Here is a 13,661-nt window from a genome sequence, read left to right as displayed (position 1 = left end):
CCCTAATAAAGAAAGCCGATTTTCTGATGTAGAAAATCGGCTTTCTTTTGCGCAAGCTTATCTTTTAGAGTTAAATCTCTTTTCTATTTCTCTAAATTCCTCACTATCCATATCTGGCGGTTCTTCCTCGTCTTTGTTTAATGCCCAGCTAATCAGCCCAATAACCAATGCAAAGATGAGTGTGCCTTGCCATTTAATAGCGACATTGTCCATAAAGGCATCAATTCCCTCGATTAATAAAAAGGTAAGGGCTACATTTAAAATAAGTGGCAGCCATCCTTTGCTTGTTCGAAGTATGCCAACGGATTTTAAAGCTTTTGGCAGGGCATTTACAATGACCGCCAGAGGGATTTCAAGAAATAGATACAAAATAAAGAACAATACTAAGTCTAATAAAGAGTTGTATTGGAGTCCTATGATTTTTAAAAAGATATATTCGAAAAAAGCAATAAAAAGCAATAGAATCAGTACGATCGATACAGGGATACCTATAGTTTTAAATTTATTGATAGGAATGCCTCCTTTATATTATTTTCCAAGGAACTTAAAAAGGTTCCTTTCTTATTTATTGATCATCATTAACGAGTGGTATGCGTTTACTTTTCCTTTTCCGAAGTAACTGTCCTTGCCGCGCTTGCCGATATCAAAGCTTCCTCTGTCTAAGTATTTAACCACTTTATGAACGGAAGGCTTACTTCCTGTCCGCTCTGTATACTCTGAAATAATAAGAGCGGCTGCAGCACTGACTTGCGGCACGGCATAGCTCGTTCCTTCAGCTAGCGTGTATCCTTGAGGAATTCCAAGGAATCGATCTAACGGGGTGTTCGGCTGATCAGTCGGGAAAGTCGTGATGATCATCCCGTTTGTATCCGTGAACCCCTCCTCATCAAAAAGGGAGCCGCCAGGTGCAGAGAAATCCACCTCTTTACCAAAGTTTGAATAGTAGGCTAAGGTATTAAATTTTGTATTACTTGAAACGGTGATAACATGATGGAGCCCGCCAGGCAGGTGTTTAAATTTCATTTTTTTCAATTCATCTAAATCAAACCCGTCATTTCCCGCAGAGGCGACGACGACAGACCCTTTCTTTTTCGCATATTTTAAAGCTCTTTCATAGGCCTTAATCAGCAGCTTATCTTCTGTTTCCGATTTGATTAAATAAGTGCCGACGCTTACGCTGATCACATCACTATCATGATTCGCCGCATCAATCATCGCGTCAATGACCCATACGGATTCTCCTCCGGCATGTCCAACCACCTTGTAAGGAACAATCGTTGTCTCTGGCGCCATATTGGATAGGATCCCGGCGATGGTCGTGCCATGGCCTAATTCATCCGTCACATCCCCATCATTGGTGATGTAATTTTTAGCTAGGGTGACATCAATGTTTTCCTTGATCAATGGGTGGCCTAGATCGACACCGCTATCTATTAACGCAATGGTGGACCGTTCTCCTTCATCGATCGATAGGCTCTTATGATCGCTTGTTACATCCTTTAAATACCAATTAAAAGGCGTAAAAGCTTCAGAGCTTAGTGATGGAAAGGGGATGTTTGTGTTGAATGGATTCAATTCCTTCGCCTCTTCAAGCATGGACTGCTTCACTTCGTTTAAAGCTTGGTTTGGTGTAACCGTATCTTCGTCAGGAGGAAGAAGATCTGGCAGTTCCCCTTGTGCAGCCGTATATTCTGTCAGTTCGTTTTCCATCTTCGCTACATCTACGTTTTTAGGATTCTCCACATATATTAATCCAATTTCTTCGATAGCCGTGACCTTTAGAGAGGGGTATTGGCTTTTTATGATTTCTACTACTTCTTTCGTCTGTTCCGAGCTTTTTAATAGATATGTATAGTTTTCCTGAGACTCATCTTTCTTCATCGTACTGCTTGATTCGGCGGAGCCATAAACCGGAAAGGAGACGAGTAGGAAAGCCATACTTAGAAGAACAAACAAATAATTTTTGCTGAACGTCATTTTTCTACCTCACTTTACATAAATTTTCCAAACATGTATTAGTGTATCATACAAATATGTAAAATTTGTGGAGGAATTGTAAAAATAAGTATTCAGCATTTACAGTTGGATAACTGCTGTATGGTCTCAAGCTTGGCTAAAGCGAAACTAGAGTGTATATGAGGTTTAGCGCTTATACATACCCCTCCATTTTACAGACCTTTTGTTAAATTGGTTAATATTGTTATAGGAATGTAAAATGTATGAAAATATTGGAATATTTTGCACATATAGGAAAAATAGTGTGCTATATTATGACTTGTGAAAAACATTCACACAAATAAAAACATGAGAAAAGGGGTACGATTCATTTATGAATGCGAAAAAAGCTCTAACAGTTGCATTAAGCTCATCACTTTTACTTGGCGCTTTAGCTTCACCTGCCGCCGCATCCCAAACGGCTGCTTCAGCTCCTGTTCCTGCTTCTGAAACTACTCAACAGGATCAAGCACAAAACACATTAATCGTGTCCAATAATGAGTTAGCGAAAGCCATTAAAGAAGAAAAAGTGTCGAAAAAAGAGCTGGCTCAATATAGCCTTTACGTAAAAACTCAAGTAAAAGAAACAGGAGAAGTGACGCCTGAATGGAAGCTCGCAGCTGTGAAAAAAGCTGTTAAGTTCATGGTTGATCATGCAGACACGATTCCTATTAAATCTGTTCGCGATGCGGTGAAGAAATATGGCACTAAAATCAATAATGCGATGGACACGCTTGAAACTTATTCATGGTGGGGCATTGCCAACGCCTTAACGAAAGCGGGCGTGCCAGATAAATATGCGGATATGATTGCCGACTTTATCGTTAAATACATCCTATAAAAAGTGAAGCATTCAGCGGCTCGGTTGTCCGCTGAGTGCTTTAATTGTGCCGAAACGAATAGGGCCAGTTAATGTTTTGGGGAAGGCTTTTTACTCAATGCCAGTAATAAAATCATGCCAATAATACAAGCTGTGCCCACCCATTGGAAAAGTCCAAACGGTTCCTTCAGCCAAAAGACCGTCGTTAAAACAGCGGACAGCGGCTCCAGGCTGCCTAAAAGGCTTGTTTCTTGAGGCGAAAGGCTTTGCAAGCTTTCTATATAGAACCAAAAGGCAATCATCGTACCGAATAGGATGACGAATACTAAGTTGAGGTACGCTCCTGCTGGCAAGCTTGTCAGGTCTATTTGCCAGGGCGGGTGGACCACGCTTAATGCCAGGCCGCCGATCACCATCGCCCAGCCCACAATGACAAGGGAATCGTATTGGGCAAGGAGCGGAACGGCATATAACGTGTAGAAGGCTAATGCTAAGCCAGATAACACCCCCCAGATGATGGCAGGTGCCGGTACAGACAGCTCAGAAACGGAGCCGTTTGTCAGCAGGAAAAAACAGCCGCTTAGCGCAAGCAGAACAGATAACATATCCTGTCGTGTGATCACCGTTTGTTTGCGTAAAAGTAAATAAATGATAATCATCACCGGGGCCAAGTATTGTAACAGTGTCGCAACCGCCGCGTTGCCATAGTTAATGGATGCCATGTATGTATACTGAACCGCCAGCATGCCGAGCAGCCCAAAGGTAATCAGCTGAACAGCGGTCCTTCTAGTTTTCCAGACACCAAACACTTGAGAGCGGTCCTTTGCGAAAAATTGAACGGTTAACAGTAAAAAGCCGGCGATCAGCAACCGTGTCGTTACGAGCCAATCGATATCAACGGCGTATTGCTGGAAGAGCTTCTGGGCAACTGTCCCGCCAACCCCCCACAATGTGGCTCCCGTCATAACAAGTAATAATCCTCTTCTTCTAGCAGATTGATTCATGAATGATTCTCCATTTTAAATAGAATGATAGTATTATAATAAGTGAAAAAGTGACCTAATTATACTGAAATTGAATGAAAAAATATAAAGATATTGAGGTGAGGATGTGCAAGTAAAAAATATCGCGGTGGATCAAAACTTAAAAGAACTGACTCCGCACCGGACAGTGGTGCTGCCTCTTGCCTGTTACAACACAACGATTAGCGAGCACATAAACGGGTATATTCCGCTTCATTGGCACGATGAAATTCAATTTGTTCTCGTGGTGAAAGGGGAGGCCGTCTTTCAAATTAATGAAGAGAGAATAGCCGTGCGAGAAGGGGACGGCCTATTCATTTTTATAAGTTATGATGTTTATTCTAAACAGTTGGACAAAGCTAGACACCAATTCATTTTTCTTTATGCACTCTTAATCCCAAACAAAAAAGGAACCTCCTCTCCAAAGGTTCCTTCAATATGGAAATCAATGTTACTCTTCTATTACCTTTATTTTTAAAGCATTCCCTCCATTAGCTGGTGCTGAAAGACCAAACATATCGTGTTTGATAACTACCCTTTGTCCAACGTGAAGAGAAGACATAGTTTGTTGATCGATTTTGTCTATATCAAAATTGACACCTTTTCCCTCGTATTTCTTTCTTAAGAGAGATTCTAACTCTTTTTCATTTTTACCTTTTAATTCTTCTTTTGTAATTTCTGGCATTACTCTTATATGAATTTCATCTTTTCTAACAATATAACCTGTTGTAACATAATATTTGCTAGAATCCTTGTTTTCCTTTATTTCAGTCCCATTTTTATGAATAGGAGTAGATTCTTTTGGAGTTGAGTCTTCAGATGAACAGGCTGAAAGGACAAAGAGTAAAATGCATGAAGTAATAGTAAGTATTTTTTTATACACTTTATTAACTCCTTTAAGTTAGAGTTTTATTTTTGTATTACTTGAATAATATGTCAATCCATATTTATCCAACATCTCTTCTAAAGGTGTAAAGTAAACAATCCTACTGTATTGGATAGTTGTTGCGCTAGCTGATAACACTCCTACAGTTCTATAGATCCCATTGCTGTAATAAGTAAGTGGAGCCCCACTGTCTCCATTACTTGCAAAATATGCATTAGATGATTCAACTTTAATTCCAACCAAACGAGTTACTGGATGAAGTGCTCTTACATGCTTAACTTCTCCACAAGTATACCCTGTGGTAATACCACTTTTACAAACTGGCATTCCAGTATAAGGTTTAGCGGCACCAGAAACTTTTGCATCATAACCACTTGAGGATTCTCCACTAATATAATAACCATTTGTAGCGTACCTTCCACCAGTTAATTCATTAGCTCTATCAATTCTAACTAAACCAAAATCAAATCCACTCGACATAGCGTTTAAATGTGGAGTTCCAACTGGTACGCTCCATTGATATGCTGGGGTTCCACCTTCACCAACACAATGTCCAGCTGTCACAATAAAATATTGAGTTCCCTTTCTGGCGACACCAGCTGTTGTACAAAAATTTAATTTATTCTCAATTATACTTTTCATTCCAATACCAGCACCAAGTTGGTTCCAATTATCTTTTCTAGCTTTTAGTGGTTCGTGTTTATCTACAAAGCTTGGATCAACTTTAACATACAATTTATCACCATATGTATCTTCTAAAGATTTTTTCAGACCATCACTAATCGAATCTGTTACTAACTCAAGTCTATTATTTATAGTATCTAAATTTAAGTTTGTGTTTTGAGTGAACAGTTCTGGATTATTTACTTTAAAAAATTGATCTTGAATTTCGATTAGTTCTTCATTTGAATACTTAACTTCTTCAATAACAACATCGTTTGCTATTGCATTTGTGATAGTTCTAGCCTTGGAGTGATTTTTAAGGTTGTTAAATTTCTCTTTTTTAGATGCATCTTTGATATCTTTCTTAATTTGGAGCACAAATTGATCTTTTGTTGAATCATAATAAAAATCGCCCTCTTCACGAAGTGTTTCTTCATTAAGGTTTTGTTCTTCCAGCATGGCATCTAGGGTTACTTTTTTCTTGTCAACCTTCTCTGCTTTTAATTTTTCTCCCTCAATTAACTTATTGTTTTCGATTTTCACTTGTAACTCATTAAGATCCTCAATTTTCCCGTTGCTTCAGTTTTGTCTGCTAGAGAAAACATAGACAATGCGAGCAAAATTGAAGTGAAAATAACCTGTGGCTTTCTCACTGTACATATCTCCTCTTTACAAAATGTTTACATTACCATTCTAATGATACGTTTATGTAATTTCAATGAAATAATGGATATTTTTTCATAGGCAATCCGCCCAATACCTAGATGAAAATTGACAATTCAGCTTTTTACTAGGCATCATCAATTGGATAATCCGAATATCTGCAATTCCCGTTTTTAGGTATGTTCGACTTGAAAGTAGCTATCTCATGTGTCTAAAAGGTAACATATCGATACTTCTGCTGGATGGCCTCTTCAATGTTTTTGTTGCAAATGCAACAAAAATAAGATAAATTTAACATATACCGATTTTGTTGTAATTACATCAAAAATATATATGAAGGAGTTCATAATGAAGGAAATTCTGCGTGAAATTGGCATGATCGCAAGGGCGCTAGATTCTATAAGCAATATCGAATTCAAAGAATATGACCTGACCAAAGGGCAGTATTTGTACCTGGTGCGAATATGCGAAAATCCGGGAATCATCCAAGAAAAGCTGGCGGAAATGATTAAAGTAGACCGGACCACCGCCGCTCGTGCTGTAAAAAAACTGGAAGTGAACGGCTTTATTGAAAAGAGAGATGACGAACATAACAAAAAAATTAAAAAGCTCTTTCCAACAGAGAAAGGGAACAATGTTTATCCGTTCATAAGAAGAGAGAATGATCATTCCAATGCTGTTGCGTTAGAGGGCTTTTCCGAAAGCGAAGTGGAAATTATGTTTGAGCTTCTCCAAAGAGTAAGAAAAAATGTAGAAAAAGACTGGGAATTTGTCAAAAAGGGGAACAAGAGAAGGTATTAATGATAGAAAGGAGCGGCATATATACATGACGATACATATAAAAGAGTGCACTCTTGAAGATTTGCATGAGCTTCAAGAAGTTAGTTATGAAACATTTCGTGAGACATTTAAGGATCAGAATTCACCCGAAAACATGGATGCCTATTTGACAAAGGCATTTAACCTGGAGCAATTAGCACAAGAACTATCCCATCCTTTTTCACGCTTCTTTTTTGTTTATGTTCACGATGAAACGGCCGGATATTTAAAGGTCAATACTGATGAGGCTCAGTCGGAAGAAATGGGGGAGGAATCGCTTGAAATCGAGCGGATTTACATAAAAAGCTCATTTCAAGGACACGGGCTTGGCAAGTATTTGCTGAATAAAGCGATAGAGGTGGCAATGGAACGCAACAAAAAGAAAGTCTGGCTCGGCGTATGGGAAGAAAATGAGAAGGCTATCGCTTTTTATAAGAAAATGGGGTTTGTACAAACGGGTGCCCATTCTTTTTATATGGGGGATGAAGAACAAACCGACCTGATCATGACCAAAGTGCTTTAAGGCTGCAAACGAGGTGAATGAAACATGTTATATGATGATACACGCCATTTGCACGTAGGTTATTATGAAAATGGATATGACCTAGAGGCTGTAGCTTTGAAAAGGCAATCAGAGGATCAGTGGGACATTTTCTTTCCGTTTGAGCAATATGGATTAAAGCCGGCTGCGCAAGAGAACGAAGTGTCGTTCGAAGAGTTCGGGACAAGAATTTTTTCCATCCCCATCAAAGATCTTGATTACCAGCTTGGGTCGAAAAAGTTTGAGGAGTGGTTATCCGCTCACCGCATTATATAGAATGGTGAAGTTGAAAAGGGAGGAAGCACCATGTCCAATAAGGCAGAACTAAGAAAAGTCATTTTAGATTTGGCCGTGACGTTAGATGGATTAATCGAGGGGCCTAAAGGGGAGGTGGACTGGTGTGTGATGGATCCGGATATGAAGTTCATTGACTTTTTACATCAGATCGATACGATCTTGTACGGCAGAAAAAGCTATGAGCTGTGGGGGCAATACACACCGAAAGCGGAAGACTCCGATACCGAAAAAGACATGTGGAAGGCCGTTCACAGCAAAGAGAAATACGTGTTTTCACGAACGCAAAAAGGAACGGATCATCAAGCAACGTTCATCAATGATCATATTGTAGAGGAAGTACATACATTAAAGAATCAGCCGGGCAAAGACATCTGGCTATATGGCGGGGCAGGTCTGATTGCCACTTTTATTCAGTTAGGGCTTGTGGACGAATTCAGGCTATCGGTTCACCCGGTTGTATTGGGAGAAGGAACCCCTTTGTTTACTGACATTAAGGAGAGGCTGAATCTGAAATTGGTTGATACAAAGAGGTTTTCTTCCGGTGTTGTTCAATTAATTTATCATTTGAATACGGACTAATCGTAAGCTAACGATGTCCATATTCAAGACGAAAAACATCTTTCTTCTTCAACGAGTGGGTGTTCCATTTATTGGAAGCGTGCATGCTCCCTGCTGATCTGATTTTTTGAAGAAAAAATTATTGACAACAAAAATAAACGTATGGTATTATTAAAAATTTGATAAAAAAGTTCATACATGGTAGTCTTAAGAAGGTTACCATATATGGAGGTGGATTATATGTTTCAAATTGGCGATAACATCGTTTATCCAATGCACGGAGCAGGTATCATTGAAGCCATAGAGGAAAAAGAGTTCTCAGGGAAAAAACAACAGTATTATGTTATAAAAATGTCCATCAGCAATATGCAAGTGATGATTCCGGCGCACAAAATATTGAGTTCAAATATACGGCCGGTTAGCGATATCCTTGCATTAAAGCACCTTATGCACATTTTTCATCATGGAGAATCCGATCAGTTACTGCCATGGAAGCAAAGGTATAAAATAAACACAGACAAAATGAAAACGGGTGAAATACAAAAAGGTGCTGAAGTTGTACGTGATTTAATGCGTATGAAGAAAGAAAAAGCACTGAATACAAGTGAAAAACGAATGCTGGAGCATGCACATGAATTTTTGATTAGTGAACTGGAAGTAATGGAAGGGATCACTGAACATGAAATAAAAAGTTTCTCTCAAGGTTAATTATAGATAATAGATTGCACTCCGGAACAGATCCTTGATTTTTGATGTATTATGATCAAAAGTAAATCATTTCAAAGACATTCAACTTCTTCAACTTATTTTTAGAACCTTAACCTCTTTTGTTGTTTCTACAATCTAATCCTTTTTTATTTAAATTTCTTCTGCGAACATTTCAAGTTTCACTAAAAAGCTCGATAAAGCAGTCACTTGGTTTTTGTCATCCTGATTCACACTGGCACGGACAAGGAGCCGTAAGGATGGAAGAGAGGTAGGGCTTTCATCGTTTCAGGTATAGCTAGGTGATTATTTGAGAGGCGGGCCGAAAATGGTTTGCAGGGCTTGAGGTTGTGAAGTCTTGTACTTATTGGAGCTTTAAACCTTTTTCTATTACTTGTACCATCTTCCTGCCCAAACGTGGAGCAGGGTTTTTTATTAATTATTATGAAGAAAATATAAAAAAACAGGCTCTTTATATGAGCCTGTTTGTATAAGTAATTTAAGATTAAGCAGCTTTTTGAACGTTAACAGCTTGAGCTCCGCGGTTGCCTTGCTCAATGTCAAACGTTACTTTTTGACCTTCGTCTAAAGTTTTGAAGCCATCACTTTGGATTGCAGAGAAGTGTACGAATACGTCGTCTCCATTTTCACGTTCGATAAAGCCAAAACCTTTTTCTGCATTAAACCATTTAACTGTACCTTGTTCCATATTTGTTGCCTCCTAGTGCGCTACCGCACATTGTATTACTATCTCTGCCCAAAGTATTATCAAGACGAAAAGTCAATATTCATACTATCCTTTACACCGAACAAAAATAATTCTTCTTTATCATAACAGGAAACGGAAAAAATTGCAAATTAATATGATCGTTTTAGTTGTGGCATTATTTGTTAAACGTATGGGTAGTGGTAAAGCTTTGTTTCTACAGGTGTTTCCAAACGGTCACTCATAGATATTCGTTAAAAAATGATACTTGATGACAAAGAACCTTCCTTTTCTTCATTCCTACTTTCCAACGCCTTTTGAATTAAGAAGCTGAGAAACACAAGCTCAACAGTAACATGGTCTTCATTTATGGCTTAAATAAGCCGGTCCCTCATAGGAGAGCAGGGAGGGAGTTTGGTTCGGCAAAGAGCCGGGTATAATCTTCATACGCTTTTCGGATCCCGGCTGGCTCTGCTAATAAAGGTTCAATTGAGCCGGCAAGGCGTCGAACCAGATTCTAACACATATTGAGAAATTATGGACAATGGGATCATATAGGTTGTATGGCAGCTGGGGATTCAAAGGCAATAAAACGTTTTCTGTACTTAGGTTAGCAACATCACGGGAGGAGAAGCTTGAAGAAATGAATGAACAGAACCCAAGGGCTTTGAGAAAACTGGTTACACCTTATGAGAAGTCTGATTTACAAAAAAGTATTTGGCAAATTATTAACACATTGGTACCATTTTTCCTGTTATGGTATGTGGCATATAAGAGCTTGTCGGTTTCCTATTTCCTTACATTAGCGATTTCTGTCGTTGCGGCAGGTTTTTTAGTAAGAACCTTCATCATCTTTCATGATTGCTGCCACTATTCTTTTTTTAAGAACAGAAAGGCGAATCGTATCCTTGGAACGATCACAGGGATTCTGACTCTGCATCCTTTTGACCAGTGGGCACACGACCATTCTGTCCATCATGCGACAAGCAGCAACCTGGACAAACGCGGCACGGGTGATATTTGGGTACTGACCGTTAAGGAATATGAGGAAGCCTCAACTAAGACAAAAATAATGTACCGTTTGTATAGACATCCGTTCGTTATGTTTATTATTGGACCGATATACGTCTTTGGGATTGCCAACCGTTTTAATCGTAAAGGGGCAAAACGCAAAGAGCGGATGAATACGTATGTAACGAACCTGGGAATCGTCGTTTTGGCAGCACTTCTATGTTGGGCGATTGGCTGGCAAAACTTCTTGCTGGTTCAGGTGCCAATTTTTATGATATCAGGAACTCTCGGAATTTGGCTGTTTTATATTCAGCACACGTTTGAGGATTCTTATTTTGAAGAAGATGAACACTGGGAATATGTAAAAGCAGCAGTTGAAGGAAGCTCTTTCTATAAGCTTCCAAAAGTCATGCAATGGCTAACGGGCAATATCGGTTTCCATCATGTTCATCATCTAAGCCCGAGAGTGCCAAACTATAAGCTTGAAGAAGTGCATAACAACACTGAACCATTGCAAAACGTTCCAACCATTACCCTGGCAACAAGCCTTAAGTCGTTAAAGTTCCGTCTGTGGGATGAAGAAGGGAAGAAATTTGTTGGTTTTAACCACTTAAAAAAAGCTTCCAAAAGCCAAGTATCAGCGCGGCCAAGAGCAGATATTTAAATGATTAAATAAACGCCCCTTAATTGGTGAGGAGCTGCCCCCATGGAGTGGGACAAATAAAAAACACCTTTAAGTTGAAAAACGGGTATAGAATACCTCAATCACAACTTGGAGGTGTTTTTTCTGTGGGGCCAAGAGTGCCAGTTAAGAGAGTTAAACATACGACGCAAATATAACAGGCCATCTAAAAGACAAGCAAAAGCGCTTAGATTTCTGAGCGTTTTTTTTGCTGAAGCTTATTCATTAGTTTTAGTTTCTTTTAGCCATTTCATAAAAACAAATAATTCTCCTATGGTCAAACCTAATCATACAGCAACCATGGCCGTTGTATAATCTGGCTGATCGAATAAAGCTTCGCTAATGAAAAGTCCAATTAGAACCCCTAAACTAACAAACACGTAATTTTTATACCGCTCTTTTAAATATCTTTTCATATTGAACAGCCTTCCTTTAAAGCTTCCGCGTTGCTCCGCTAATCTGCTATAAGATCATTTTAACATAAATTCCCACATGTCCGAGAGGGCTCATAACATGGGGGTAATATATATTTTGCATTATGTAATGTATATGTTACATTTATTATCGAGGAGGGAGTAGATTAGTTGAAAAACAACGTGAAAATAGCCCGTATTCAAGCTGATTTAACCCAGCAGCAATTAGCTGAAAAAATCGGGGTTACCCGGCAAACAATCAGCTTGATCGAAAAAGGAAAGTATAACCCAACCTTAAAATTGTGTCTGGATATTTGCTATGCCGTTAATAAAACATTAGATGAACTATTTTGGGTGGAGAGGGATCATCATGAAGAAAATTGAAGATGAACGTCTAAAATTACAAAACTTACAAAACATTCGTATCGCCTATATCGTTCAAACCTTTGGGATTCTTGGAATATTAGGTTATGACCTTGTGACAAAGGGTTTAGAGGGAATGAGGGCGAATCCATTATGGATCGTTTTTATTATAACGACTGTTATTTCTGCTTATTTATCTATGAGTATTAGTGTCGATCATGAAAGCAATAGAAACTCACCGAAGAAGAGCTTATCTATATCATTCGGTGTGAATTTACTTATTTCTGCGGCTGTTGGAATATTTGTATCCATGACGGATGGATATACGATGGTCAATGGACTTGTGATCGGCGGCATTCTATTTATTTGTTTTCTCGTTCCAGCCATGTATATTTACTATTTGCGGGCAAAACGCCAGGATGAAGAGCTTGATGAGTAAGGGGTATTTCACGAATGGGCAGACATACTGAATAAGAAGGGGATGCGTGCATGTTAGGTTATTACAGTAAGCTTTCTTCAGAAGTCTATGATTTGGACAAGTATATTGGTCTTTCATTCGGAGATATAGAATTTTATAGTCATAGACTGGCAGCTTGTGAGGGCCACATTCTTGAACCAGGAGTAGGGACAGGCCGCATTCTCATTCCGCTTTTGGAAAAAGGCTTGAAGGTGGAAGGGTTCGATGTTTCGGCAGAAATGTTGAAGATCTGTCGTCGTAACTGTGAAAAAAGAGGGGTAATCCCGACATTGTTTGAAGAGAGCATGGAGTCCTTTTCGTCAGATAGAAAGTATGAAGCGATTATTGTGCCGACTGGAACATTCCTATTACTCCATGAAAGAGAGCGCTCGATCCAGGTGTTAAAGAATTTCTATAATCATCTATCAAACGGGGGAAGGCTGATTATAGATATTTTTCTGCAGACAGATGTAACCATAGGCGAAGGGTCTATAAGAACATGGGAAACGGAAGATGGGGATATGATCACGTTAGAAACGAAGATCGTCGAAGTGGACTATATCAGCCAGCACACCATTTCCCACAACCGCTATGAAAAGTGGCGAAATGGCCTGCTTCTGCAGGCGGAATTGGAACGTTTTCCGCTTCGCTGGTATGGAGTGGAGGAGTTTAAACTTCTTCTCGAGCAGGTTGGGTTTGAAGAGATCGTTATCTCTGCCGATTACCAATATGGCCAATATCCAACTAAATCAGATCAAACCATCACGTTTGAAGCTGTCGTTAATAAGGCAAAGTGAAAAGTCGGTTTAGAATAAATCAATAGAATGATCGGAAAAGATCTAGACCATAAAACAGCTGAAGCGACCTTATAAAAAAGGTCGCTTCACGTTGTTGAAAAACAACTTAGTCAAGAAAACCCTGGTGAATTCTCACCGGGGTTTTCACTTTTTTTGAATTGTTAAACGGAACCTTCTATAATATGAGAAGTGAGGTGGAGACCAATTTTCTGTAAAGAGCGGAGTTTGGCCCACTTTTTCAAGTTTTGTATGATGGCAGTCAT

The 13,661-nt window shown here is 39.1% G+C and carries 17 protein-coding genes and 1 pseudogene; 11 read left to right on the top strand and 7 right to left on the bottom strand.

The window, feature by feature from the left end; genetic code table 11:
* Nucleotides 1-57: 57 nt before the first annotated feature.
* Together QY97_RS04940 and QY97_RS04935 are read right to left on the bottom strand one after the other, a co-directional pair.
* Entirely contained in the window at nucleotides 58-492 is a 435-nt protein-coding gene (locus QY97_RS04940) for a YrvL family regulatory protein (RefSeq protein WP_269764101.1), read from the bottom strand.
* A 69-nt stretch (nucleotides 493-561) separates the two neighbouring features.
* Entirely contained in the window at nucleotides 562-1,977 is a 1,416-nt protein-coding gene (locus QY97_RS04935; protein WP_052728922.1) for a S8 family serine peptidase, read from the bottom strand.
* A gap of 352 nt (nucleotides 1,978-2,329) precedes the next feature.
* Here QY97_RS04935 and QY97_RS04930 point away from each other — a divergent pair, with 352 nt between their 5' ends.
* Nucleotides 2,330-2,836, top strand: coding sequence for a hypothetical protein (locus QY97_RS04930; protein ID WP_039235222.1), 507 nt, complete (start codon nucleotides 2,330-2,332; stop codon nucleotides 2,834-2,836).
* Nucleotides 2,837-2,904: 68 nt separating this feature from the next.
* Here the strand turns inward: QY97_RS04930 and QY97_RS04925 are convergent, their stop codons facing one another.
* A complete protein-coding gene (locus QY97_RS04925) occupies nucleotides 2,905-3,819 on the bottom strand; it encodes a DMT family transporter (protein ID WP_039235219.1) in 915 nt (304 codons plus the stop codon).
* Between the two features lie 106 nt (nucleotides 3,820-3,925).
* On the opposite strand from QY97_RS04925, the pseudogene QY97_RS20785 reads away from it, so the two are divergent.
* Nucleotides 3,926-4,168, top strand: a pseudogene (locus tag QY97_RS20785) (cupin domain-containing protein); the annotation flags it as partial.
* Between the two features lie 120 nt (nucleotides 4,169-4,288).
* On the opposite strand, the gene QY97_RS04915 reads toward QY97_RS20785, so the two are convergent.
* On the bottom strand, nucleotides 4,289-4,720 hold the full coding sequence (locus QY97_RS04915) for a DUF3221 domain-containing protein (protein ID WP_039235214.1): 432 nt from the start codon (nucleotides 4,718-4,720) through the stop codon (nucleotides 4,289-4,291).
* 18 nt (nucleotides 4,721-4,738) lie between these two features.
* The gene (locus tag QY97_RS04910) at nucleotides 4,739-5,929 is read right to left on the bottom strand and encodes a S1 family peptidase (RefSeq protein WP_039235211.1); all 1,191 of its coding nucleotides are present in this window, start codon (nucleotides 5,927-5,929) and stop codon (nucleotides 4,739-4,741) included.
* A 468-nt stretch (nucleotides 5,930-6,397) separates the two neighbouring features.
* On the opposite strand from QY97_RS04910, the gene QY97_RS04905 reads away from it, so the two are divergent.
* The 5 genes from QY97_RS04905 (at nucleotide 6,398) to QY97_RS04885 (ending at nucleotide 8,972) form a co-directional block, all read left to right on the top strand.
* Nucleotides 6,398-6,850: a MarR family winged helix-turn-helix transcriptional regulator gene (locus QY97_RS04905; RefSeq protein WP_039235209.1), complete on the top strand. Its 453-nt coding sequence runs from the start codon at nucleotides 6,398-6,400 to the stop codon at nucleotides 6,848-6,850.
* Nucleotides 6,851-6,875: 25 nt separating this feature from the next.
* On the top strand, nucleotides 6,876-7,391 hold the full coding sequence (locus QY97_RS04900; protein ID WP_039235208.1) for a GNAT family N-acetyltransferase: 516 nt from the start codon (nucleotides 6,876-6,878) through the stop codon (nucleotides 7,389-7,391).
* 24 nt (nucleotides 7,392-7,415) lie between these two features.
* Nucleotides 7,416-7,685: a DUF3986 family protein gene (locus QY97_RS04895; protein ID WP_039235206.1), complete on the top strand. Its 270-nt coding sequence runs from the start codon at nucleotides 7,416-7,418 to the stop codon at nucleotides 7,683-7,685.
* Between the two features lie 30 nt (nucleotides 7,686-7,715).
* Nucleotides 7,716-8,285, top strand: coding sequence for a dihydrofolate reductase family protein (locus tag QY97_RS04890; protein ID WP_039235200.1), 570 nt, complete (start codon nucleotides 7,716-7,718; stop codon nucleotides 8,283-8,285).
* Between the two features lie 219 nt (nucleotides 8,286-8,504).
* Nucleotides 8,505-8,972, top strand: coding sequence for a CarD family transcriptional regulator (locus QY97_RS04885; RefSeq protein ID WP_039235199.1), 468 nt, complete (start codon nucleotides 8,505-8,507; stop codon nucleotides 8,970-8,972).
* Nucleotides 8,973-9,474: 502 nt separating this feature from the next.
* On the opposite strand, the gene QY97_RS04880 is transcribed toward QY97_RS04885, so the two are convergent.
* Nucleotides 9,475-9,678: a cold-shock protein gene (locus QY97_RS04880; RefSeq protein WP_039235197.1), complete on the bottom strand. Its 204-nt coding sequence runs from the start codon at nucleotides 9,676-9,678 to the stop codon at nucleotides 9,475-9,477.
* Between the two features lie 640 nt (nucleotides 9,679-10,318).
* On the opposite strand from QY97_RS04880, the gene QY97_RS04875 reads away from it, so the two are divergent.
* Nucleotides 10,319-11,350, top strand: coding sequence for a fatty acid desaturase (locus tag QY97_RS04875; protein ID WP_039235513.1), 1,032 nt, complete (start codon nucleotides 10,319-10,321; stop codon nucleotides 11,348-11,350).
* 305 nt (nucleotides 11,351-11,655) lie between these two features.
* Here the strand turns inward: QY97_RS04875 and QY97_RS20945 are convergent, their stop codons facing one another.
* The gene (locus tag QY97_RS20945; protein ID WP_269764097.1) at nucleotides 11,656-11,784 is read right to left on the bottom strand and encodes a hypothetical protein; all 129 of its coding nucleotides are present in this window, start codon (nucleotides 11,782-11,784) and stop codon (nucleotides 11,656-11,658) included.
* Nucleotides 11,785-11,952: 168 nt separating this feature from the next.
* Here QY97_RS20945 and QY97_RS04870 point away from each other — a divergent pair, with 168 nt between their 5' ends.
* The 3 genes from QY97_RS04870 to QY97_RS04860 are packed head-to-tail and all read left to right on the top strand — an operon-like array spanning nucleotide 11,953 to nucleotide 13,398.
* Nucleotides 11,953-12,165, top strand: coding sequence for a helix-turn-helix transcriptional regulator (locus tag QY97_RS04870; RefSeq protein WP_039235195.1), 213 nt, complete (start codon nucleotides 11,953-11,955; stop codon nucleotides 12,163-12,165).
* Nucleotides 12,152-12,583, top strand: a complete 432-nt coding sequence (locus tag QY97_RS04865; protein WP_039235193.1) for a DUF1761 domain-containing protein — start codon at nucleotides 12,152-12,154, stop codon at nucleotides 12,581-12,583. The genes QY97_RS04870 and QY97_RS04865 overlap by 14 nt, the downstream gene beginning before the upstream one ends.
* A gap of 50 nt (nucleotides 12,584-12,633) precedes the next feature.
* Nucleotides 12,634-13,398, top strand: coding sequence for a class I SAM-dependent methyltransferase (locus QY97_RS04860; protein WP_039235191.1), 765 nt, complete (start codon nucleotides 12,634-12,636; stop codon nucleotides 13,396-13,398).
* Nucleotides 13,399-13,661 lie beyond the last annotated feature (263 nt).

The organism is Bacillus thermotolerans (genome assembly GCF_000812025.2).
GTDB classification, from domain to species: Bacteria; Bacillota; Bacilli; order Bacillales; family Domibacillaceae; genus Quasibacillus; species Quasibacillus thermotolerans.
This window is presented reverse-complemented; position numbering and strand designations above follow the sequence as displayed.

Bases quoted from the DNA above. Each gene is read 5' to 3' on its own strand.
- QY97_RS04935 (WP_052728922.1), bottom strand. From the start codon at position 1,977: ATGACGTTCAGCAAAAATTATTTGTTTGTTCTTCTAAGTATGGCTTTC.
- QY97_RS04930 (WP_039235222.1), top strand. From the start codon at position 2,330: ATGAATGCGAAAAAAGCTCTAACAGTTGCATTAAGCTCATCACTTTTA.
- QY97_RS04925 (WP_039235219.1), bottom strand. From the start codon at position 3,819: ATGAATCAATCTGCTAGAAGAAGAGGATTATTACTTGTTATGACGGGA.
- QY97_RS04905 (WP_039235209.1), top strand. From the start codon at position 6,398: ATGAAGGAAATTCTGCGTGAAATTGGCATGATCGCAAGGGCGCTAGAT.
- QY97_RS04900 (WP_039235208.1), top strand. From the start codon at position 6,876: ATGACGATACATATAAAAGAGTGCACTCTTGAAGATTTGCATGAGCTT.
- QY97_RS04895 (WP_039235206.1), top strand. From the start codon at position 7,416: ATGTTATATGATGATACACGCCATTTGCACGTAGGTTATTATGAAAAT.
- QY97_RS04890 (WP_039235200.1), top strand. From the start codon at position 7,716: ATGTCCAATAAGGCAGAACTAAGAAAAGTCATTTTAGATTTGGCCGTG.
- QY97_RS04885 (WP_039235199.1), top strand. From the start codon at position 8,505: ATGTTTCAAATTGGCGATAACATCGTTTATCCAATGCACGGAGCAGGT.
- QY97_RS04880 (WP_039235197.1), bottom strand. From the start codon at position 9,678: ATGGAACAAGGTACAGTTAAATGGTTTAATGCAGAAAAAGGTTTTGGC.
- QY97_RS04875 (WP_039235513.1), top strand. From the start codon at position 10,319: ATGAATGAACAGAACCCAAGGGCTTTGAGAAAACTGGTTACACCTTAT.
- QY97_RS20945 (WP_269764097.1), bottom strand. From the start codon at position 11,784: ATGAAAAGATATTTAAAAGAGCGGTATAAAAATTACGTGTTTGTTAGT.
- QY97_RS04865 (WP_039235193.1), top strand. From the start codon at position 12,152: ATGAAGAAAATTGAAGATGAACGTCTAAAATTACAAAACTTACAAAAC.
- QY97_RS04860 (WP_039235191.1), top strand. From the start codon at position 12,634: ATGTTAGGTTATTACAGTAAGCTTTCTTCAGAAGTCTATGATTTGGAC.